Here is a 22,776-nt window from a genome sequence, read left to right on the forward strand (position 1 = left end):
GGAGGCTTTCATGAACACGACACCGTCGCCGGTTCTTTTCATTTCCGCCCTGCGCTGGGCGGCCACCGCAGCAGCCATGCTTGCGGCGGGCTGCGCCAACACGCCGCCGACGGCGAGCGCCGGCGCTTCGGACACGGCGGCCAGCGCGGCGGCCGCCGGCTCGACGACGGCGACGCCACCACCGCCGCGCCCCGCCGGCTCGAGCACGGCCGGCCAGGCGCGCACCTTCTCGACCCAGCTGGCCACCTACACCTCGGTCAGCTTCGATGCCGTGCCCGGATGGGCGCGCGACGACTTCTCCGAAAGCTGGCCCGCCTTCCTCGGCAGCTGCAAGGTGCTCACCGGCCGCGGCGCCGAGTGGAAGGACGTGTGTGCGCGCGCCCTCCGGGTCGACAGCAAGAACAACAGCGCGATCCGCGCCTTCTTCGAGCAGGAGTTCTCGGCCTACCAGATCCGCGACGACGACCGCAAGCCCGATGGCGTGGTCACCGGCTACTTCGAGCCCGAGATCCCGGGCAGCCGGCAGTACGCGGCGCCGTTCATCTACCCGGTCTATGGCCAGCCCGAGGACATGCTGTTTGCCGATGCGCGCAAGCTGCCGGCCGGCAGCGGCACGGTGGCGGCAAAGGTCGAGGGCCGCAACGTGGTGGTGCAGACCGGCCTCAGCACGCGCGACATGGGCGCGCCGGGGCTCTATGCGCTCGACCTCTCGGCCATCACGCGCGACGCCCTCGACCGCAAGGTGCGCCTGCGCATCGAGGGCAAGCAACTGCTGCCCTACTACACGCGCGAAGAGATCGAGACCAAGGGCGCGCCCAATGCGAAGGTGCTGGCCTTCGTGAGCAGCGCCACCGCGCTCTACGAAATGCAGATCCAGGGTTCGGGCCGCATCAAGCTGGCCAACGGCGACATCATCCGCGTGGCCTATGCCGAGCAGAACGGCCAGCCTTTCCGCCCCACGCTGGCGCAGGCGGCCAACGGCAAGCCGCGCAGCCCGGTCAAGGTGCGCGGCTCGTCGATCGAACTGCAGCTCGACGACGGCGACGAAGACGACGACGTCGGCGGCCCCGCGACCGGCACCATCCGCACGCGCGGCTTCACGCTTGCGCAGCCCACGGCCAGCGGCGCGGTGCTGGTGCCGGGGCGGCGCACGGCCGGGCCGGTGGTCGGCTCGGGCATCAAGGACCCGAGCTACGTGTTCTTCAAGGAGTCGCCGTCGCCTTCGGGCGGGCCGGTGGGCGCCTTCGGCGTGCCGCTGTCGGCGGGCCGCTCGATCGCGGTGGACCCGCGCAGCACGCCGCTGGGCTACCCGGTGTTCGTGTCGACCCGCGCGCCCGGCACCGGCGCGCCGATGCAGCGGCTGACCATTGCGCAGGACACCGGCGGCGCGATCCGCGGCGCGGTGCGGGCCGACTATTTCTTCGGCAACGGCCAGCAGGCCGCGACCAACGCGCGCCGCATGAAGGAGCGCGGCCAGCTCTGGATCTTGCTGCCGCGCGGCCTGGCCGTGGCCACGGCGGCGGTGTCCTCGGCCATCCGCACGCGCGGCGGCCCGGCGGGCGCCGGCCTGCCGCAGTGCCTGGTGCCGACCGAAGGCGTGTGCGTGGACGACTGAGTCATGTCTGTCCCCCGGCTTTTCACTCGCTGCGCTCCTGTAACTCCACCCCCCGAGGGGGAGGCGCGGCCCGCCTTGGGGCGGCCCGGCGGCGGCCGCTGACCCATGCAAGAAACCCTTTCGTCCGCGGAAAGCACCGAACTCGTCCGCCTCTGGCAGCGCCGGCAGACGCTGTCCCCGGGCGACATGGGCACCATGTACCGCATCGTGGGCGATGCGCTCGTGGCCTGCAATCCGCCCGAGCTGCAGGTGCTGGGCGAAGGCCGGCAGGAGCTGGTGGCGCAGTTCATCTACGTGAAGGTGCTGCGGCTCGACGCCGATCCCGACGAGGCCGACGAGCGCGCGGGCCACAGCGCGCCTTCCACCGCCTTTGCGCTGTGCGCGTACTTCCGCCGCTACCTGATCGACTGCACGCGCGCGAGCGCATTCCGGCGCAAGCTCTCGATCGGCGAGCAGGTCAGCGAAGCGCAGCTCGAAGATGCGCTGGGCGCCGGTGAAGACCTCGAAGGCTGCCTCGCGGAACACGGCCTGAGCGCCGGCGCGGTGCAGCTGGCCGCGCGCGCCTTCATCGCCGAGCTGCCCGAGCCCGAGCGCATCCTGCTGTGCGAGGGCTTCGGCAAGGAGGCCGAGGGCGGCCTCTCGGGCATTGCCTCGCGCCATGCCATCGCCTCCTACCACTACCGCGCGGGCCGGCTGGGCCTGGTGCACAAGCGCGAGGGCCTCACCGCCGACTACGCCAAAACCCGGCTTGGGGGCTGGATCCAGCAGACCCTGGGCATTGCAATCGAGCCCGGCAACATGGCGGCGATCCTGCAGGTTTTCAAAATCCTCGGTGCTGAAGCGTCTTATGCCTGAAGACATAGCCATTCAGGAACAGACCGCCATGAACACCGACCTCTGGCCCCCGCTCAGCGTGATCCGAAGCGCATTCCAGGCCGCGGGCACCGCGCCTGCGATGCCGGGCGCACCAGGCGCATCCGGCCAGGAAGCCGCCGTGGCGGCCGTCGCGATGCCCGGTGCCGCATCCCATGCCGCGCAGCAGGGCACCGCGGCCGCGCCGCCGCGTGCCGTGCTCGATCTCGTGCTTCCGCTCACCGAATTGGCCCGGCGCCGCGAGGCTGTCGCCCAGCGCGCCTTCAGTGCGCGCTGGGCGCCGGGCCGCCTCGTGAGCGTGGTGCACGAAGGGCGGCTGCTCGGCGTGCTGCTCGACCGCTGCATCCACGGCAACCTGTGGCAGGGCTGGATGGCCGCGGGCGAGGCCGACTGGGCCGGGCCGTTCGACGTGCTGCTCGAGCCCGGCGACGAGCCCTTCGAGCCGGCCTTCGGCCTGGTGCAGGCCTGGAACATGCTCACGCTCGAACCGAGTCCGCAGCTGTGCGCGCGCGTGCTCGGCGAGGTCTCGGCCACCCGGCTCGCCGCGATCCGCGCGGTGCACGACGAATGGGCCGCAGAGGCGCCGCTGGCCATCGCGCCCGAGCCCGGGCGCATTGCGCTGCGCACCGTGGGCGGCGTGTTCTCGGTGCTCTCCGGCACGCCGCTCGCTGCGCAGGATCCGCGTGTTGATTACCAGGCGCTCTATCGCTCCGCCGCATCGCAGCTGGGCACGGCCCTGAAGCCGGCTTCGAGCCGCGCATCGGCGCCGCCGAGCGTGCCGCGCGCCCGGCCGCAGCCGCGGCCCGAAGGCGGCTGGTGGGGCAGCATCCGGCACTGGTTCGGTTCCGGCGGATGGCTGCGTCCCGCGTTCGCGGTGCTGGCGCTGTTCGCGGTGGTGCAGAACACCGGCCTGCTCGGCAGCCGGGATGCGGAACAAGACGATGTGCGCTTTCGTGCGGTGCCCGCCGTGCCCGTTGCAACGCAAGCCAACCTGGTCGTGCGCTGGAAGGACGGCGTGCGCATCGACGAGGCCGGCCGCCTGCTGCGCTCGATGCCGGCCGAGGTGGTCGGCGGGCCGGATGCGAACGGCGTCTGGCGGCTGCGCGCCGCCGATCCGGTCGGCGGCCGCGCGGTGCTTGCGGCATCGCCGCTGGTCGAGTCGGCCGGGCCCGCTCCGGAGCGGCCATGACGTGCGCGGCGCGCCTGCCTTTCTCCCTCCCCCGCCGGGGGAGGGCAGGGGAGGGGGCGAGCGGCGTATCCATCGGGCGCCCTGCCTGCCACAGATCGCGTTGTTTGCAGTTGCTGTTGTCGCTGGCGCTGCTGGCCTTCGGCAACCCTGCCTCTGCAACCCAGCGTGCCCTGCTCGTCGGCGTCTCCGAGCTCGTCAACCAGCCGCAGGCCCTGTGGCTGCAGGCGCCGCGCAACGACGTGATGCTGATGCGCGATGCCTTGCTGAAGCAGGGCTTTGCCCCATCCGACATCACCGTGCTCGCCGATGGCGTGGGCGGCGCGGTGCTGCCCGAATCGCAGGCCATCCACGATGCACTCGGCCGGCTGCTCGCGCAATCGAGAAGCGGCGACTTCGTGCTGCTCTACTTCTCGGGCCACGGCACCCGCCTGCGCGACAGCAGCAAGCTCTACCAGGAGCCCGACGGCCTTTCGGAAAACTTTCTCGCGCGCGATGTGCGCGGCACGCTCGGCAGCGACAGCGCGCTCACGGGCGACCTGCGCGATGCCGATTTCGATGCCTGGATCCAGGCCCTCCTCGCGCGCAACGTGTTCGTCGCCTCCATCTTCGACACCTGCTCGGCAAACTCGATGACCCGCAGCAGCACGGCCGACAGCCCGCTCATTGCCGAGGGTCCGGCCGACGACGAGGTGCGCTGGCGCGGCCTGCGCATCGGCCAACTGCTCGGCGCGCCCGCTCCGGCAGCGCGCGCTGCCGTGGCGCGGCCTGCCGCCGCGGCCGAGCCGGTGCCGCGCGCGCGCTATGTCGCGCTCTTCGCCTCCGAGAGCCACCAGATCACGCCCGAGCTGCGGCTGCCGCGCAAGAGCCGCAATGCGCGCCCGCAGGGCCTCCTGACCTGGGCCGTGGTGGAGGCACTCTCGCGCCGGCCCGCCACCTGGCGCGAGCTGTTCGACGGCGTGCTCGCGGCCTATCCGCCGGTGATCGACGAACTCGCGCAGCGCTTTCCCACGCGCGAGCTGCCATCGCCGGTGGCCGAGGGCAACCTCGATGCGCCGATCTTCGCCAACCGCGCGCAGCCGGTTTCGACGCGGCCGGTGTGGCGTGCGCAGCGCTCCGGCGACGCGCTGGTCCTGCAGGCCGGCCAGCTCGACGGGCTGGTGGCGCAGCAGCCGCTGCGCGTGCTGGCCACGATGGAAGACGGCACGGTGCGCAGCGCCGAGGGCCTGCTGCTGCAGGCCTACACCGACAAGGCGCGCATGGCGGTGCCGCCCGCGCTGCGCGAGCTGTCCGGCGCCGCGCTCTGGAACATCACGCCGCTCGGCGAACCGGCGTCGGTCGCGCTGCGCGTGCGCGCGGAGCAGGGCCTGCCGCCCGGGCTGAGCCTCGACTACCCCGCCTCGGTCGTCGCCGTGGCCGCGGCGGACGGTGCCGACGTGCACTGGAGCGCCTCCCGGCTCGACGTGCTCTCGCCCGCGCTCGGCGCCGGCGCCAGGCCTGTGCCGGCCGATGCCGCAGCGGCCCGCCGGCATCTTGAAATGCTGGCCCGGCTCAAGTGGCTCAACCAGCTCTACAGCATTGCCAGGGATGCGCAGTTCGAGGGCTTCGACGCATTGTTCGAAGTGTGGAACGGCGACCGCCTGGTGCGCAGCGGCCCGGCCCGCCAGGCCGGCGCCGGGCTGCTGCCGCTGCGTGCCGGCGAGCGCGCCGTGCTCAATGTGCGCAATGCCACCGGGCGCTCGGTGGACCTTGTCGTCGTCGGCATCGACCCGCAGGGCGGCGCGCGCCAGGTCTACCCCGGGGACCCGGGCGAGACCAACCGCTTCAAGCGCGGCACGCGCGACGCGCCCGCCGTCAAGCGCTTCGAATTGCCCTGGTTCAACGCCGAAGGCGGCCGGCTGCTGGTGCTGGCCGCGCCGGCAACGCCCTACAGCGCGCCGCGCCTGTTCGGCGCCGGCACGGCCGACGGGGTGGCCCAGGTGCGGGTGCGCGGCGCCCTGCAGCAAGACAGCGAGCGGCAGAGCTTTGCCGCGATGGTGCATTGGGCGGGCGAAGCCTTGTCCGCCAGGTAACGACAGACCACCGGATTTTTTTCAGGAGATCGACATGAGCTGGACCTACGATGGAAAACTGGACCCCGACGAGGCCCTGCGCCTGCTCGACTACCTGTCGGGCGAATCGGGCAACGACTTCGCGATGATGATCGAGAGCAAGGGCTCGCCGATCGAAGGGGAGTCCAAGCGCACCTACGAAGACGGCAAGCAGCGCATGGACATCGGCGGCTACTCGTACAAGTCGGACGTCGTCGTTCCGCCCGGCTCCACCAAGGGCAAGCTGCGCAACCACGCCTTCATCGTGATCCGCGACTGCGATGCGGCCACGGCCTCCATCGCGAGCCTGCTGAAGAGCCAGGACAGCGACCTGAAGGTGACCATCTCGGTCTTCAAGGCCGGCGGAGACAGTTCCAAGGACCAGCAGTCGCACCTCGAATTCGTGCTCGAAGGCGCGCGCGTGAACTGCCACGCCATCGTCACCGGCGGCACGCCCAAGCGGCCCTGCGACCTGATCTTCTTCGACTACACGAAGCTGGAGATCCGCTCGGCGCCGCAGCAGCAGACGGGCGCGCGGGGTGCCGTCCGCACCTGCACCTTCGCGGGGAACTGACATGGCCAGCTCCGCCGAACTCCTCAAGTCCGCCGACCCCGTCGCCGCGCTCAAGGCCCTGAGCGACGAGGTCCGCGCCAAGCCCGCCGACAGCAAGCACCGCGTCTTCATGGCGCAGCTGCTGTGCGTGCTGGGCCAGTGGGAACGCGCGCTCAACCAGCTCACTGTCGCGGCCGAGCTCGATGCGCTCGCCGTTCCCATGAAGCAGGTGTATGGCGACGCCGTGCGCTGCGAAGGCCTGCGCGCCGAGGTGTTCGCCGGCACGCGCACGCCGATGATCTTCGGCCAGCCCGACGAATGGCTGGCGCTGCTGATCGAATCGCTGCTGCGCCAGGGCCGCGGCGAGAGCGAACTGGCCGAAGACCTTCGCCAGCGGGCCTTCGACGGCGCACCCGCCATCGCCGGCACCATCGACGGCGTGCCCTTCGAATGGCTGGCCGATGCCGACATGCGCCTGGGCCCGGTGCTCGAAGCCTTCGTCAACGGCAAGTACTACTGGATTCCCTACGCCCGGCTCGCGCACATCAGGATCGAGCCGCCCGAAGACCTGCGCGACTGCGTCTGGATGCCCGCCCACCTGCAGTTCGAGAACGGCGGCGAAACGCTTGCGCTGATTCCCACGCGCTACGAGGGCAGCGAGAACAGCGAGGACGGCGAGCTGCGGCTCGCGCGCAAGACCGAGTGGCGCGAACTGCGCCCCGAGGTCTGGGCCGGCCGCGGCCAGCGCGTGCTCGGCAGCGACGCCGGCGAGTACGCGCTCATGGACGTGCGCGAGATCCTTTTCACGCCCACCGCCTCTGCCGCAGCGCAGGACGGCCCCGGCGACGCAGGCGGCTGATCGTGGCCGAGCTCACCGCCCAGGAGCGCCTGCAGCCGTCGCTGCTCGACCGCCTGGTCGACGACGCGCCCACCGAAAAGCGCGAGAGCGACGACAAGCGCACGCTCACCAAGCAGGCGCTGCGCTCGGCCGTGCTGCGCGATCTGAGCTGGCTCTTCAACGCCACCGGCTTCGGCCTTGCGATGGACGACAAGCAATACCCGAACGCCGCGCGCTCGGTCATCAACTACGGATTGCCTATGCTGTCTGGCCAGTTCACCTCGTCGGTGCAGCGTGTCAGCATGGAACAGGCTTTGAAGAACGCAATCCTGCAGTTCGAGCCGCGCATTTTGTCCCGCACTCTCGAAGTTGAACTCGTCATGGAAGGCTCGGCACTCGACTCGCACAACAGCATCGGCCTGCAGATCCGCGGCATGCTGTGGGCGCAGCCCGTGCCGCTCGAGTTCCTGATGCGAAGCCGTGTAGACCTGGAAGAAGGACGCATCGAGATCGTGGACATGGCGCAAAACCCAAGGTGAGTCCGACATGGACCCTCGGCTGCTGAACCTGTATGAACAGGAACTGCGCTACTTCCGCGAGAGCTCCTCGGAGTTTGCGCGCGCCTTTCCGAAGATCGCGCACCGCCTGGGCATCGAAGGCCAGGAGGTCGCCGATCCGTACGTCGAGCGGCTGATCGAGGCCACGGCCTTCCTGTCGGCGCGCGTCAACCTCAAGCTCGATGCCGAATACCCGCGCTTCACGGGCCACCTGCTCGACATCGTCTATCCGAATTTCCTCGCGCCCACGCCCGCCATGGCGGTCGTCTCGTTCTCGCCCGACCTGGACGACGCCAACCTTGCGACCGGCCCCAGGCTGCCGCGCGGCGCGGGCCTGCGCGCGCGGCAGGCCGTGGGGCAGAACACGCACTGCGAGTTCCGCACCTCGAGCGCGCTGCGCATCTGGCCGATCGAGATCCAGCGCGCCCAGTACTTCACCTATGCGCCCGACCTGCCGCTCGCCACGCACCCCCAGTCCCGCGCCATCCGCGGCGGCCTGCGCATCACGCTGCATGCGACGGCGGGGCTCAACTTCAGCCAGATTCAGCTCGACGACCTGGTGCTGCACCTGGGCGGCGCCGAAGATGTGGCGTGGCAGCTGCAGGAGTGCGCGCTGGGCCAGCCCATCGGCGTGATGGTGCGGCCGCTGTCGCCCACCGGTGCGCTGCAGGGCGCGGCGCAGAGCCTGCCGGCCACGGCGATCCAGCCGGTCGGCTTCGAGGACGATGAAGCGCTGCTGCCGGTCACGGCCACCGGCTTCTCGGGCTTTCGGCTGCTGCAGGAGTACTTCGCGTTTCCACAGCGCTTCCAGTTCCTGCGCATCGCCGGGCTGCAGTCGGTGCTTGCGGCCATGCCGGTCGCCGAGGTCGAGCTCGTGCTGCTGTTCTCGCGCGGCGATGCGGCGCTCGAAAAGCTGGTGAGCGCCGACAACGTGCAGCTGCACTGCGTGCCGGTGGTCAACCTGTTCAACAAGCGGCTCGACCGCGTGCCGCTGACCGAAGGCGTGAGCCAGTTCCACCTGGTGCCCGACCGCACGCGGCCGCAGGATTTCGAGGTGCACACCGTCACCGAGGTCATCGGCCACGGCGCACCGGGCGCCGATGCAGCGGCCGCCGAACAGGTGTTCCGCCCCTTCTATTCGGCCTTCCATGGCACGCGGCACAGCCACCCGGCCTACTTCACGACCACGCGCGAGCCGCGGATGCTGTCGGTGCGCCAGCGCACCGAGGGCCATCGCAGCAGCCACATCGGCTCCGAGGTCTACATGCAGATCGTCGATCCGCAGCAGGCGCCGTACGCCGCCACGCTGCGGCAGCTTGCGGTGGCCGCGCTGTGCACCAACCGCGACCTGCCGCTCCTGATGCCGCTGGGACGCGACAACGACTTCGACTGCGTCGACTCCTTCCCCGTGCAGCGGGTACGCATGGTGCGCGGTCCTTCGCGGCCGGTGTCGCCGGTGGTGAGCCAGGGGCTGGGCTGGCGGGTGGTCGACCACCTGGCGCTCAACTACCTGTCGATCTCCGACAGCACGCCGGAGCAAGGCGCTGCCGCATTGCGCGAAACACTGATGCTCTATGCCACGCATGCCGACGAGATGCGCCAGGGCCAGGTGCGCGGGCTGCTCTCGGTCAGAGCCAAGCCTGTGGCGCGCCGCCTGCCGCTCAAGGGGCCGATCGCCTTCGGGCGCGGGCTCGAAGTGACGCTCGAGGTCGACAAGGACGCATTCCACGGCCACAGCGTGTTCCTGTTCGGCGCGGTGATGGCGCGCTTTCTGGCGCGCCATGTGGAGGTCAACCATTTCGTCGAGACCGTGCTGCGCGTGGCGGGCAAGGGCGAGACCATGCGATGGAGGCCGCTGTGCGGGACCCGGCAGATCCTGTGAGCGCCGCCCGGCCGCCCGAGGGCGCGAGCCTGGGGGGGGCGGTCAACACGCGGGTCGACACCGCGCTGCGCGCATGGTCGGCCGAGCCGTGGTCCTTCGACTATTTTGCGGTGCTGCGCCGGCTGGAGTCGGTGGCCGCGACCACGCCGCGCTGGGGCCGCGCCCTGCTGCCGAGCGCGGAGCCGGTGCGCGTGGGGCAGGAGCCGTCGCTGTCGTTCGCGCCGGCCAGCTTCAGCCGCTTCGAGCCGGCCAGCGCCCACTCGCCACCGCGCCTGCGCCAGCACTTCTTCAGCTATGTCGGGCCCAACGGTCCGCTGCCGGTGCACCTGAGCGACTTCATCCGCGAGCGCAGCCTGAACCATGGCGACCCCACCTGGCTGGCCTTTCTCGACAGCTTTCTGCACCGCTTCTCGCTGCACTTCTACCGCGCCTGGGCGCAGGCGCGGCCCGCGGTGGCGCTCGACCGGCCGGGCGAGGACCGCTTCCGCCTGCAGGTCGGCGCGTTCGTGGGCATCGGCACGCCGGGCCGCATCGAGCGCGACGAGGTGCACGACGATGCGCGCCTGCATTTCTCGGGCTGGCTCGCGCGCCGCGTGCACAACGCCGAGAGCGTGGAAGCGGTGCTGTGCAGCTACTTCGGCGTGCCCGTGAAGCTGGAGCGCTGGGTCGGCCACTGGATGAGCCTGCCCGCGGGCGAGCTCACGCGGCTGGGGCAGGGCGAGAGTTCGCGTTCGATGGGCATGGGCGCGATGCTCGGCACGCGCGCGTGGGACCGGCAGCACCGCGTGCGCCTGCACATCGGCCCGCTCACGCTCGCGCAGTACCGCATGTTCCTGCCGACCGGCAACGCGCAGCCGGTGCTGCAGCGCTGGATGCAGCAGCTGCTCGGCGACGAACTCGAATGGGACGCCGAGCTGGTGCTCGAGACGACGCAGGTGCCCGCCACGCGCCTTGGCCAGGCCAAGGGCAACGCGCCGCGCCTGGGCTGGGTCTCGTGGCTCGGCCAGCGCACGCGTGCCAAGGATGCGGCGGACGTGCGCGTCGGCAACCGCCCGATGACCGCCCGCAGCGCCCAGGCCACCGTGGGAGCCGCCGCATGACGACGACGCCCGTGCAGCCGGACACGACGGCGCACGCGGCCGCGCTGGCGCAAGCCGCGGCCCTGGTCAAGGCGCAGAAGCTGGACGCGGCGGACCGATTGCTGGACCGCCTCCTGGAGGCCGCGCCGGCCGACCCCGACGCCCTGCACTACCAGGGCCTGCTGCGCCATGCGCAAGGCCGCAGCAACGAGAGCATCGCGTTGATCGGAAGGTCGCTCACGCTGCAACCCGCGCAAAGCGGCGCCTGGAACAACCTGGGCAACCTGCTGGTCGAGACCGGCCGCATCGACGACGCGATGCTCGCCTACGGCAACAGCGTTTCCTTCGCCAAAGAAGGCGACGAAGGCGCCGATGCGCTGAGCAACATCGCATCGCTCGAACGCCGCAAGGGCCACTGGCAAGCCGCCGAGCGCGTGAGCCGCCAGGCGATCGAACTGCGGCCGGAATTCAGCGAGGCCTGGTACAACCTGTCGATCGCGCTGATGGAGCAGGGGCGCACCCATGAGAGCGTCATCGCCAACAGCCGTGCGGTGCTGCTGCAGCCGCGCAACCTGAGCGCCCGCTCGCAGGTGATTCGTGCGCTGGAACTGCTCGGCGAGCACGATCAGGCCCTTGGCATGTACCGGGAGTGGCTGGCCGAGGATCCAGGCAATCCCGTGGTCACGCATCTGCTGGCCGCCTGCGAGGGGCAGGCGCCCGCGCGCGCCAGCGACGGCTATGTGGAGACCGTGTTCGACAGCTACGCCGGAAGCTTCGACGCCAGCCTGGAGAAGCTGCACTACCGTGCGCCCGAGCTGGTGGCGCAGGCGGTGCAGCAAATGCATGGCGCGCCGGCCGCGAGCCTGGCCGTGGTCGATGCCGGCTGCGGCACCGGGCTCTGCGCCCCGCTGCTGCGGCCCTGGGCCGCGCACCTGGCCGGCTGCGACCTGTCGGTCGGCATGCTGCAGCGCGCGGAGCAGCGCGGCGGCTACGACGTGCTGCACAAGGCCGAGCTCACCCACTACCTGCACACGCAGCCCGGCCGCTTCGACCTGGTGATATCGGCTGACACGCTGTGCTACTTCGGCGACTTGCACGAGGTGCTGGCGGCGGCCGCGCGCGCGCTGCGTCCGGAGGGCGGGGTGGTGTTCACGGTCGAGGCCATGCCCGGGGGGCAGCACGACTTCAGGCTCGAAGGCAGCGGCCGCTACCGCCATGCGGCTGCGCATGTGGAGGCCTGTCTTGCGGCTGCCGGTTTTTGTGCCGTGCGCATCGAGCCGATCGTGCCGCGCCGCGAGGCGGGGCAGGACGTGCAGGGGTGGCTGGCCAGCGCAAGGCTTTCTGCGCATTGACGCCGGACACGGATCGCCGACCTTCAAATTTTCCGGCATGAATCGTCTTCAACAGATACGGAGTCTTCCATGAGTGAAATCAGTCGCACCGCCCTTTTCGGCAAACTCAACTCGCTGGCCTACAAGGCCATCGAGGGCGCCACGGTGTTCTGCAAGATGCGGGGCAATCCGTATGTGGAACTGGAGCACTGGTTCGCACAGCTGCTGCAGGCGCAGGACTCCGACCTGCACCGCGTGATCCAGCACTACGGCCTCGACGTGTCGGTCGTCGCCAAGGACATGACGGCCGCGCTCGACCGCCTGCCGCGCGGCGCCACCGCCATCAGCGATTTTTCCCCGCACATCGAGAACGCCATCGAACGCGCCTGGACCTATGCCACGCTGCAGTTCGGCGAGGCGCAGGTGCGCACCGGCTACATCCTGGTGGGCATGCTGAAGACGCAGAGCCTGCGCAACCCGCTGTTCGGTTTGTCGAAGCAGTTCGAGAAGGTCAAGGTCGAGGACCTGGCCGACAACTTCGCGAAGATCTGCGACGCCTCGCCCGAATCGCAGATGCGCGCGCAGGACGGCACCGGCATGGGCAGCGGCGCCCCCGGCGAAGACTCGGGCGCGATGGCGCCCGCCGCCATGGGCAAGGGCGACGCGCTCAAGAAGTTCGCGGTCGACCTCACCGAGAAGGCCAAGAAGGGCGAGATGGACCCGATCACCGGACGCGACGAGGAGATCCGCCAGATCGTCGACATCCTGATGCGGCGCCGCCAGAACAATCCGCTGCTCACGGGCGAGGCGGGCGTCGGCAAGACGGCCGTGGTCGAAGGCTTCGCGCAGCGCCTCGCGCGCGGCGACGTGCCACCGCAGCTCAAGGACGTGAAGCTGCTCACGCTCGACATCGGCCTCTTGCAGGCCGGCGCCAGCATGAAGGGCGAGTTCGAGCAGCGGCTGCGCCAGGTGATCGACGAGGTGCAGGCATCGCCCACGCCCATCATTCTTTTCATCGACGAGATCCACACGCTGGTGGGCGCGGGCGGCGCGGCCGGCACCGGCGATGCGGCCAACCTGCTGAAGCCCGCATTGGCGCGCGGCAACCTGCGCACCATCGGCGCCACCACCTGGGCCGAGTACAAGAAGTACATCGAGAAAGACCCGGCGCTGACAAGGCGCTTCCAAGTGGTGCAGGTGCCCGAGCCCGACGAGGTGAAGGCCATCTTGATGCTGCGCGGCGTGGCCAGCGTGCTCGAGAAGCACCACCGCGTGCAGCTGCTCGACGAGGCCATCGAGGCGGCCGTGAAGCTGAGCCACCGCTACATTCCCGCGCGCCAATTGCCCGACAAGGCCGTGAGCCTGCTCGACACGGCATGCGCGCGCGTGGCTGTGAGTCAGCACGCGACGCCGCCTGAAGTTGAAGACTGCATGCGCCGCATCGAGGGGCTCACGGTCGAGCAGGAGATCATCGGCCGCGAGGAAGCCATCGGCATCGACGTGACCAAGCGCGCCGCGCAGGTCTCCGCGCTGCTGCTGGAATCGAACGGGCAGCTGGAAACGCTCAACGCCCGCTGGAAGGAAGAGAAGGGGCTGGTCGATCGGTTGCTGGAATTGCGCAGCAAATTGCGTGCGGGGAGCAAGCCGGTGGACACTGCTTCCGCCGAGGGCGATGCGAAAGCCGACGTGCCCCCACCCCAGCCCTCCCCCGGCGGGGGAGGGAGCGAAGACCGGGCCGCGCTGCTTGAAGAACTGCATGCGCTGCAGGCCAAGATCCATGCGGTGCAAGGCGAGTCGCCACTGATCCTGCCTTCGGTCGACGAGCAGGCCGTGGCCTCGGTGGTGGCCGACTGGACCGGCATTCCCGTCGGCCGCATGGTCAAGAACGAAGTGGAGGCGGTGCTCAAGCTCGCCGACACGCTCAACCAGCGCGTCATCGGCCAGAAGCACGGGCTGGATATGATCGCGCGGCGCATCCAGACGTCTCGCGCGCGGCTGGACAACCCGCAAAAGCCGATCGGCGTGTTCATGCTCTGCGGCACCTCGGGCGTGGGCAAGACCGAAACCGCGCTGGCACTGGCCGAGGCGCTGTACGGCGGCGAGCAGAACATCATCACCATCAACATGAGCGAGTTCCAGGAGGCGCACACGGTCTCCACGCTCAAGGGCGCGCCGCCCGGCTACGTGGGCTACGGCGAGGGCGGCATCCTGACCGAGGCGGTGCGCCGCCGGCCCTACAGCGTGGTGCTGCTCGACGAGGTCGAGAAGGCCCATCCCGACGTGCACGAGATCTTCTTCCAGGTGTTCGACAAGGGCTGGATGGAAGACGGCGAGGGCCGCATGATCGATTTCAAGAACACGATCATCCTGCTCACCACCAACGCCGGCAGCGAGCTGGTGATGAGCATGTGTCGCGACCCCGAGCTGCTGCCCGATTCCAACGCGCTGGCCGATGCGCTGAAGGCGCCGCTCATGAAGGTGTTCCCGCCCGCGCTCCTGGGCCGCATCGTCACCATTCCCTACTACCCGCTGTCGCCCGACATGATGAAGAAGATCGTGCGGCTGCAGCTGGGCCGCATCAAGAAGCGCGTGGAGACCAACCACGGCGTGCCCTTCGAGTACAGCGACGCGGTGGTCGACCAGGTGGTTGCGCGCTGCCAGGACCCGGAGTCGGGCGGGCGCGTGATCGACGCGATCCTGACCAACACGGTGCTGCCCACCATCTCGGTCGAGTACCTGCAGCGGCTGGCGTCGGGCGGCGAGATCCGCCGCGTCGCGCTCGATGTGAAGGACGCCGACTTCACCTACGCGTTCGACTGAGCAACTGCGCATCAAGAGTAAAAAATGGCCGATCACGAGTTCCGCATCGAGACAGATTCACCCGCCAAGGACGACCTGATGTTCTGGCGCATCGTGGGCCACGAGGCGCTGGCGCGCCCGTCGGCCTACGAACTCACGGTGCTGTCGAAGAACAAGGCGCTCGATGCCAAGGACATTCTCGGCCGCGCCTTCGACGTGGTCATCCAGTTCCAGGACAAGGACGGCGGCGTGCACGAGCGCCACTGCCAGGGCCATGCGGTGCGCTTCGTGCGGGCCGGGCATGTGGGCAGGCATTTCGAATACCGCATCACGCTGCGCTCGTGGTTCTGGCTGCTCACCAAGCGCACCAACTCGCGCATCCTGCAGGACAAGAAGGTGCTCGAGGTGCTCGACGCGGTCTTCGAAGACAGCCCGATCAAGCGCTTCAAGAAGACCAAGGCCGGCAACGTCATCGGCACCCACACGCCCCGGCGCTACTGCGTGCAGCACCAGGAGAACGACTACCAGTTCCTCTCGCGCCTGCTGGAGGACGAAGGCATCTACTACTGGTTCGACGCGCACGACGCGCCCGGCACCATGCACCTGTCGGACGCGAGTGACCTGGCGCACGAGAAGCTGCCGGTGGAAGGCACGCTGCGCTACATGTCCAGCGACGCGAGCGAGGCGCGCCACAACGAGATCTCGCGCTGGGTGAGCGCACGCCAGTTCGACACCGGCAAGCAGGCCTCGCGCGACAGCGACTTCAAGGCGATCAAGAAGAAGCTGGCTGCCACCATCGATGTGAAGGACGACCACGAACTCGCCGACTTCGAGGAGTTCGAATTCCCGGGCGGCTACTTCACGGGCGACGACGGCGAGAACCGCACCAAGCTGCGCGGCGACGAGCTCAACGCGCGCCGCGACCGCCACTGGGCGCTGACCACCTGGCCCGACGTGGCCGCGGGGCGCAGCTTCAAGTTCGAGGGCGACCCCGACGGCACACGCAACGGCGACTACGTGATCGCGGCCTGCACCTTCATGGCAAGCCACCCTGGCTATGAAAGCGTGGGCGCCGGCACGGCCGTTCCACAGGACCTGCGCACGGCGCTGGCCGGCGTGCTGCGCGACGATGCGGTGAACGCCGACACGCTGCAGGTGCTGGAAGACCTGATCGCCAGCACGCCGATGCTCAGCACCTCGCAGCCGGGCACCAGCGCATTCCTGATCACGGCGATACCGATGGAGCGGGCCTACCGCCCGCCCCGCCTCACGCCGCGCGTGACCATGCCCGGTCCGCAGACGGCCATCGTGGTCGGCCCCGCGGGCGACGAGCTGCACGTGGACGAGCACGGCCGCGTGAAGGTGCACTTCCACTGGGACCGCTACGACGAGAGCAACGAGAAGTCGACCTGCTGGGTGCGCGTGTCGCAGCCCTGGAGCGGCAAGGGCTGGGGCGGGTACTTCATTCCGCGCATCGGCCAGGAGGTGATCGTCGATTTCATCAACGGGGACCCCGACCGGCCGATCGTCGTGGGCCGCGTCTACAACGACGACCAGCCCATTCCCTACAAGTCGCCCACGCAGAGCGGCTTCAAGACCCGCTCCACGCCCGGCGGCGGTCCCGCGAACTACAACGAGATCATGTTCGAGGACAAGAAGGGCGAGGAGAACATCAACATCCATGCGGAGCGCAACATGAGCCGCAGCGTGGAGCGCGACGATTCCACCACCGTGGGCCGCGACCAGAGCCTGGTGGTCGAGCGCGACCAGAGCGGCATCGTCCAGCGTGACCAGAGCCTGGCCGTCACGCGCAACCGCAGCATCCACGTCAAGAACAACGAGTCGCACATCGTCGACGTCAACCAGAGCCTGAAGGTCATCGGCAACCAGGAAAACAAGATCGTCGGCAACCAGGTCACCACGGTGGACGGCGTGCACCAGGTCGAGGCCAAGGGCGACATCCGCACCAAGACCTCGGGCAACCGCATCGACCACACCACAGGCAATGAAACGCGCAAGGTAAGCGGCAACCAGACCTTCACCGTCTCCGGAAACATGGGCTTCAAGGCGGCCACCATCGTGATGGAAACGCCGCACTTCGAATGGAAGATCACCGGTGCCAATTCCGCGGTGATGGCGGTGCCCAGCGGCCCCTACTCGATCATGGCGAACAAGTTCAGCGTGCTGAGCAACACGGACGCCTCGATCCTGGCGGTCGGCAAGATCAACCAGACGTCGATCGAGAACAACGTCACGGTCATGGGGAACAACAACAGCGGCTACGTCGGCATGGCGAGCGAGACGAACATGGGGCTGGCCCGCAGCACCTTTCTCGGCGTGGCCATCGACACCTTCATGGGTGCGAGCATCAGCAACACGCTGGCGCTGCAGTTCGAGGCGGTGGCCGCCGCCAAGCTGAGCATCGCGGTGGGGCCGCACATCGAGATGAATTCGATGAAGATGTACGTGCCCGGTGGAGGGGCAGCCGGCGGCGGCGCCACGGTGCTGAGCGAGGGCGCGGAGTTCCTGGCGATCGTCGGCGTGCTGGAAGGGGTGAACGTGGGCTTCATGTCCTCCGTCATCGGGTTCGCCGAGCTGTCGGACCAGTACAGCGATGCCAAGGCGGAACTGGCGCAGGCGGCCCGGGATGCCGCCGCTGCCGGGCACCCGGGCCTGGCCGCGCGCCTGAACCGCCTGGCCACCGACGGCGCGGGCACCATGGACAAGGACGCGCCGACGAGCACCCAGAACACCCGGGGCGACGCCTTCTCATCGGACTACGACCCCTTTGCCGTGCCCGACGGCGGATCTTCCAGCGATCCATCCGCCGGCGGCGACGGGCCGACCTCGTCGGAGCCCAGCTCGTCGGAGCCCAGCTCGTCCGAGCCCAGTTCATCCGGGCCCAGCTCGTCCGAGCCCAGCTCGTCGGAGCCCAGTTCGTCCGAGCCCAGCTCGTCAGAGCCCAGTTCGTCCGAGCCCAGTTCATCCGGGCCCAGTTCATCCGGGCCCAGCTCATCAGAGCCCAATTCGTCCGAACCCAATTCCTCCGGTTTCTGAAACAACCTTGCCCCCATGCAGATCATCAAGCCCCAGACACTCGGGCTCTCGTTCAGGCCCATGGCGTTCCGCAAGCGGTTCGGCCTGTCCGTGTCGGGCTACCTGCACGTCCCTTTCGCGCAGCCGGCGCAGGGCTGTCTCTGGGGCGAGCAGTCGATGTGGAATTTTCTCGGCGCCGAGATGGGGGTGCCCTTGATCGACGAGGGCATCGCCAAGCTGACGCCCGAGTTTCTCGTGCATGGCAAGGCCTTCGCGGCGCCCGAGCGCCCCGAGGCCGTCGCGGTGCGCGCCCGGCTTGGCGGCACCTCGAAGACCCTGCTGGCATTCGGGGAGCGCTACTGGGACGGCGACGCGCCGAGCGCGCCGGCGCCGATGCAGCCGCTGGCCCTGGACTGGCCCAACGCCTATGGCGGCGCGGACTTCGCCGAGAACCCGTCGGGGCGCGGCCGCCAGGCCACCGACCGCATTCGATGGCTGCCCGCCCTCGAATACCCGGGCGACCGGCTGCGCAGGCCGGACCAGGCGGTGGCGCCCGCGGCCTTCGCGCCGCTCGACGTGCTGCATCCGCAGCGGGCGGCGCTGCGCGGCACCTACGACGCCAACTGGCTGAAGGAGCATGCACCCGGCTACGCGCCCGACCTGAACTGGCAGCACTTCAACATGGCGCCGCGCGACCAGTGGATCGATGCGCCCTTGCGCGGCGACGAGACCTACGAGCTCGATCACATGCATCCCGAGCGCCCGCACATCGAAGGCCGGCTGCCAGGTCTTCGCGTGCGTGCGTTCGCGCACTACCGGATGGGCGAGGGGGACAGCGCGGTCTTCAAGCTGCGTGAAATTCCGATGCGGCTGACGACGGTGTGGTTCTTCCCGGCGGCGCAGCGGATGGTCCTGGTCTTCCACGGCCTGGCTGAAACCGCCGAGGACGACGCATCCGACATCCACGATCTGCTCGGGGCGGTCGAGCGCATCGATCCGGCCGAGGCGCGCACTGGCGCGCACTACCTGTCGGTGCTCGAGAAGCGCACGCGCGGCCGCGACGCGGCGCTCGAGGCCCTGAACGACGGCGATCTGCAGCCCGAGGGCCTGGACACCGCCGATCCCTCGCTGGAAGCCCTGCAAGCCGTCATGAAGTCGCAAGGCCTGCAGGAGGCGGCGCAGTACCGCCGCGCGCAAGTCGAGGTGCAGTTGGCGCGCGACTTCCTGCAGTCGAAGGGCAGGGACCCCGATGCACTCGGCGTCCGGCTGGCGCCGCGAGAAAAGCCGCCGACCGCCGCCGAGATGCCGGCCTACCTGAAGAAGCTGCGCGAGCAGATGGACGCGCAGAGGTGGGCGGCGCTGGACGACGCGGCAACGCACGCCGAAACCGCGATCGCCTTCGCCAGAAAGCACAAACCTGCCGCTGAAAAGCTCCAGCACCGCGGTCCGCCGCTCTTCAGCGCGAAGCAGCAGCTCGCTGAACTGGAAGGCGCGCACCGTACTGCCGGCAAGCCCTTCGACCGTGCGCGCATCGGTACCGCGCTCTGGCGCATGCAGAACTCGCTGCACGTCGACTACCTGCAGACGGCGCACCTGCAGGCAGCCGCCGTTCCCCTTGCGGGCGAGGCCGCGGCGGCGAGCCGCCGCGAGGTGGCGTTCTTGCTGAGGAGCCATCTGAAGCGGTGGCCGGGCATCGACCTGACGGGCGCGGACCTGTCGAACCTCGATCTGCGCGGCGTCGATTTCACCGGCGCCTGGCTGGAGAGCGCGAACCTGCGCAACGCCAACCTGTCGGGCGCGAAGCTGCAGGCCACGGTGCTGGCCCACGCCGACCTGCGTGGGGCGATCGCCATCGGCACCGACTTCCGTGCGGCCAACCTCGGCGGCGCCGAATGCGCACAGGCGGTGTTCGACAACGCGAACCTGCAAGGCGCCATCCTCGGTGGCACCCGGCTCGGCCTGGCCCAGCTGCGCGGCGCGCGGCTGGCGCAGGCTCAATGGCTCGACAGCGTCTGGGCCGGAGCCGACGCCTCGGCGATCGTGGCGCCGGGGATGCTGTTCTACAAGCTCGACATGAGCGGGGCGCGGTTCGTCGAAGCCGTCCTGGCCAACTGCAGCTTCATCGAATGCAACCTGCAGGGCGCAGACTTCAGCGGCGCGGATCTCGGCGCGGCCAGCCTGGTCGGCTGCAATGCCGCGAACGCCCGCTTCGTCGGCGCCCGGATGGCCGGCGCGGTGGTGGTCAAGACCACACGCCTGGCGGGGGCCGATTTCACCGGCGCCATGCTGGCCAATGCCAACCTGGGCGAATGCGACCTGAGCGGCGCGCGGTTGGCGCGGGCGAACCTCGCGGGGGCGAACTTCGGCATGGGCCTTCTTTCGGACAGCGACCTGCGCCTGGCGAACGCCAAAGGGGCGCTGTTTCGCAAGGCGGGGCTGCAGCGGGCCCGTCTCGCGGGCGCCAACTTCCACGATGCCATCCTGCAGTCCGCCGACCTGCGCGGCGCGGATCTGCGCGAGGCCAACCTCTTCGGCGCCGACCTGTCCCGCGTGCGGCTCGATGGCGACGCGAAGTTCGACGGGGCGTTGCTCGAACGTGCGCGCATCCACCCACGGCTGACGCCGAAACAGCATGCGGGAGGGCGTTGAGATGCCCAGCGCACTGCTGACTCCGAAACTGCTGGCACTCGCCGTGACGCTGGGCGAGCCGATGGAAGACAAGGACTTTGGCGCCGGCGCCTATTCCCGCGCGTACCTGGCCGGCGGCGTGTTCTCGCGCTGCCGGTTCGACGAGGCCGACCTGCGCGGCGCCGACCTGCGCGAGACGCTGTTCGACCAGTGCAGCTTCAAGGGCGCGCTGATGGACGGCGCCAGCCTGCGCCGCGCCGTGCTCAACCGGTGCACCCTCGACCATGCTGCGCTGCGCAGTGCCGACCTGCACGGCGCGGTGCTGACCGACTGCGCGCTGCCGCATGCGCAACTGACCCAGGCTACGCTGTCGATGGCAACCGTCTCGAACTGCGACTTCGCCCATGCCGCGCTGATCGGAGCCGACCTGGAGTCTTCGACCTTCACGCGGTCGAACCTGGTGGACGTCAACGCGGACGACAGCCGTTGGGTCCACACCTCGATGCTCGCATGCGGCTTGGCGCAAATGACCTGGGCGGGCGCCCGGATGCAGCGAGTCGTGTTCCACGAGGTCGACCTGCAGGGGAAATCCTTCGCCGGCCTGTCCCTCGACGGTTGCCAGTTCGCGAACTGCAACCTCGGCGGCGCGAGCTTTCGCAACGCGCCGATGCGGCAATGCAATTTCCAGGGCGCGCGCCTCGATCGTGTCGACTTCTCCGGCGCGCAAGGGCCGATGGCCGTGTTCTGCGATGCCCGGGGCGAAGCCGTCAACTTCGCGGGTGCGGGGCTGCGGCAGGCGCTGTTCACGCGCAGCATGCTGCCCGGCGCGCGCTTCGATGGCGCCGACCTGCACCAGTGCCACTTTGCGGATGCGAAGCTGGCTGCCGCCTCGCTGCGCGACTGCGATCTGAGCTATGCCGATTTCAGCCGGGCCGACCTGCAAAAGGTCGACGGCCGCGGCGCCACCCTGTTGCGCACCGTGCTGCATCGCGCCGACACCGAGGACGCGCTGTGGACCGACCGCCCCCGGGCGCTGGAAACCGACGCGGCATTGGCGCGCGCGGAACTCTGGAGGGGGCCTGCGCCATGACGCGAAATCCGCCGGCCCGCCATGCCGCTTTCTTCCTGTTCTCCACACTTCCGAGGAGTGCCTTCCGATGACTCACGCTACTGCCGCCCCTCTCGACGCCAGCCGCCCGAAGGCGCAGCCGCGCACCCACAAGCAGGCGCCGCCGCGGCGGCCTTCGCCGATCGCCGCCGAATCCTGCGTGGGCGTGGTGGTGGCCGGTGCGGCCGATGAACTGCGCGTGGTCGCAGGCGACTTCGGCGCCCGCGCGCGCCTCGCTGCCAGCTGCCTGCTCGTGCCACAGCCCGGCGACACGGTGGCGTGCTTCCGGGTGGCACCTGACGAGATCTGGATCCTTGCGGTGTTGGAGCGCGAAGCCGGCGCGCCGCGGGTGCTGCGCAGCCATGGCCCGACGCGGTTCGAGGTTACCGACGGCGCGCTCGAGCTGCATGCGCCGGCGATCGCGCTGAGTTCGCGGCGCTTCGCGCTGGACAGCGCGCGCACCGACATCGCCAGCGACGATCTCGAATTCGCCGGAGGCCAGGTCCGCATCGTGGCCGGGGCAATGCGGCTGATCGGATCGGCGCTTTCCACGGTGTTCGACCGGGTCACGCATTTCAGCAAGCACCATGCGCGCACCACCGAAGGCCTGGACCGCGTGCATGCGGCGCATCTGGAGATGGAAGCGCAGCAGCTCGTGCACATCAGCGCGGAGCACGCACTGGTGAACGGCAGCAAGCTGGTCAAGGCGCGCGGCGGGCAGATCCATTTCGGATAGAGGAGGCGCTTCATGTTCGCCAATTGCCAGATGATGGGCACCGACATGGGATTTCCCGATGTGTGCCTGACGCCCACGCCGGCTGGCCCGGTGCCCATTCCCTATCCCAATGTGGCCATGGGGCCGATGGCGGTGCCGAACTGCCCGAACATCCTCATCATGGGCATGCCGGTGCACAACCTGGCCACCACCATTCCCATGACCAACGGCGACAACGCGGGCGTCAACATGGGGGTGGCGTCGGGCACCGTGATGGGACCGAGCCGGCACTTGACGGGCGCCTTCACCGTGCTGTACCTCGGCATGCCCGCGACCCGGCTGACCAGCATGTCGCTGCAGAACAGCACCAACTGCCCGGGCGTGCGGATCGTGCCGAGCCAGACGATGGTGCTGTTGCTTGCGCCCTGAGGCGCTGCCAATCCGGCAGGCTGCAAGGCCTGCCGGGAAAGAGTCAGGGACCGGAAG

15 protein-coding genes and 2 pseudogenes are annotated in these 22,776 nt (G+C 69.5%); all 17 read left to right on the forward strand.

Features of this window, described 5'->3' with window-relative positions; genetic code table 11:
• The first annotated feature begins 10 nt into the window (after positions 1-10).
• The 17 genes and pseudogenes from mltA (at position 11) to AC1DMS_RS22045 (ending at position 22,719) form a co-directional block, all read left to right on the forward strand.
• The gene (mltA, locus tag AC1DMS_RS21965) at positions 11-1,615 is read left to right on the forward strand and encodes a murein transglycosylase A (protein WP_478181826.1); all 1,605 of its coding nucleotides are present in this window, start codon (positions 11-13) and stop codon (positions 1,613-1,615) included.
• Between the two features lie 105 nt (positions 1,616-1,720).
• Positions 1,721-2,470 carry a hypothetical protein gene (locus AC1DMS_RS21970; RefSeq protein WP_012745684.1) on the forward strand — a complete coding sequence of 250 codons (750 nt, stop codon included), beginning with the start codon at positions 1,721-1,723 and terminating at the stop codon, positions 2,468-2,470.
• Positions 2,471-2,498: 28 nt separating this feature from the next.
• Positions 2,499-3,677: a hypothetical protein gene (locus AC1DMS_RS21975; protein ID WP_478181827.1), complete on the forward strand. Its 1,179-nt coding sequence runs from the start codon at positions 2,499-2,501 to the stop codon at positions 3,675-3,677.
• Between the two features lie 104 nt (positions 3,678-3,781).
• The gene (locus AC1DMS_RS21980; RefSeq protein ID WP_478181828.1) at positions 3,782-5,746 is read left to right on the forward strand and encodes a caspase family protein; all 1,965 of its coding nucleotides are present in this window, start codon (positions 3,782-3,784) and stop codon (positions 5,744-5,746) included.
• A 34-nt stretch (positions 5,747-5,780) separates the two neighbouring features.
• Entirely contained in the window at positions 5,781-6,338 is a 558-nt protein-coding gene (locus tag AC1DMS_RS21985; protein WP_012745687.1) for a type VI secretion system tube protein Hcp, read from the forward strand.
• Position 6,339: 1 nt separating this feature from the next.
• Entirely contained in the window at positions 6,340-7,176 is an 837-nt protein-coding gene (locus AC1DMS_RS21990) for a type VI secretion system accessory protein TagJ (protein ID WP_412510289.1), read from the forward strand.
• A 2-nt stretch (positions 7,177-7,178) separates the two neighbouring features.
• On the forward strand, positions 7,179-7,694 hold the full coding sequence (tssE, locus tag AC1DMS_RS21995; protein ID WP_012745689.1) for a type VI secretion system baseplate subunit TssE: 516 nt from the start codon (positions 7,179-7,181) through the stop codon (positions 7,692-7,694).
• Between the two features lie 7 nt (positions 7,695-7,701).
• Entirely contained in the window at positions 7,702-9,594 is a 1,893-nt protein-coding gene (tssF, locus tag AC1DMS_RS22000; protein WP_478181829.1) for a type VI secretion system baseplate subunit TssF, read from the forward strand.
• The gene (tssG, locus tag AC1DMS_RS22005) at positions 9,591-10,694 is read left to right on the forward strand and encodes a type VI secretion system baseplate subunit TssG (protein ID WP_478181830.1); all 1,104 of its coding nucleotides are present in this window, start codon (positions 9,591-9,593) and stop codon (positions 10,692-10,694) included. The genes tssF and tssG overlap by 4 nt, the downstream gene beginning before the upstream one ends.
• A complete protein-coding gene (locus AC1DMS_RS22010) occupies positions 10,691-12,025 on the forward strand; it encodes a methyltransferase domain-containing protein (RefSeq protein ID WP_478181831.1) in 1,335 nt (444 codons plus the stop codon). Before tssG ends, AC1DMS_RS22010 begins: the two co-directional genes overlap by 4 nt.
• A gap of 69 nt (positions 12,026-12,094) precedes the next feature.
• Complete coding sequence (gene tssH, locus AC1DMS_RS22015; RefSeq protein WP_062363584.1) at positions 12,095-14,824, forward strand: type VI secretion system ATPase TssH; 2,730 nt, start codon at positions 12,095-12,097, stop codon at positions 14,822-14,824.
• Between the two features lie 78 nt (positions 14,825-14,902).
• Positions 14,903-16,663: pseudogene (locus AC1DMS_RS22020) on the forward strand (type VI secretion system Vgr family protein); the annotation flags it as partial.
• 242 nt (positions 16,664-16,905) lie between these two features.
• A pseudogene (locus AC1DMS_RS22025) lies at positions 16,906-17,790 on the forward strand (pentapeptide repeat-containing protein); the annotation flags it as partial.
• An 85-nt stretch (positions 17,791-17,875) separates the two neighbouring features.
• Positions 17,876-20,488, forward strand: coding sequence for a DUF2169 family type VI secretion system accessory protein (locus tag AC1DMS_RS22030; RefSeq protein WP_478181832.1), 2,613 nt, complete (start codon positions 17,876-17,878; stop codon positions 20,486-20,488).
• A 1-nt stretch (position 20,489) separates the two neighbouring features.
• Entirely contained in the window at positions 20,490-21,557 is a 1,068-nt protein-coding gene (locus AC1DMS_RS22035; protein WP_478181833.1) for a pentapeptide repeat-containing protein, read from the forward strand.
• A gap of 67 nt (positions 21,558-21,624) precedes the next feature.
• A complete protein-coding gene (locus tag AC1DMS_RS22040) occupies positions 21,625-22,311 on the forward strand; it encodes a DUF3540 domain-containing protein (protein WP_012745697.1) in 687 nt (228 codons plus the stop codon).
• A 12-nt stretch (positions 22,312-22,323) separates the two neighbouring features.
• Complete coding sequence (locus tag AC1DMS_RS22045; RefSeq protein ID WP_012745698.1) at positions 22,324-22,719, forward strand: DUF4150 domain-containing protein; 396 nt, start codon at positions 22,324-22,326, stop codon at positions 22,717-22,719.
• The last annotated feature ends 57 nt before the right edge of the window (positions 22,720-22,776 follow it).

Source organism: Variovorax sp. 05T418 (assembly GCF_056396385.1).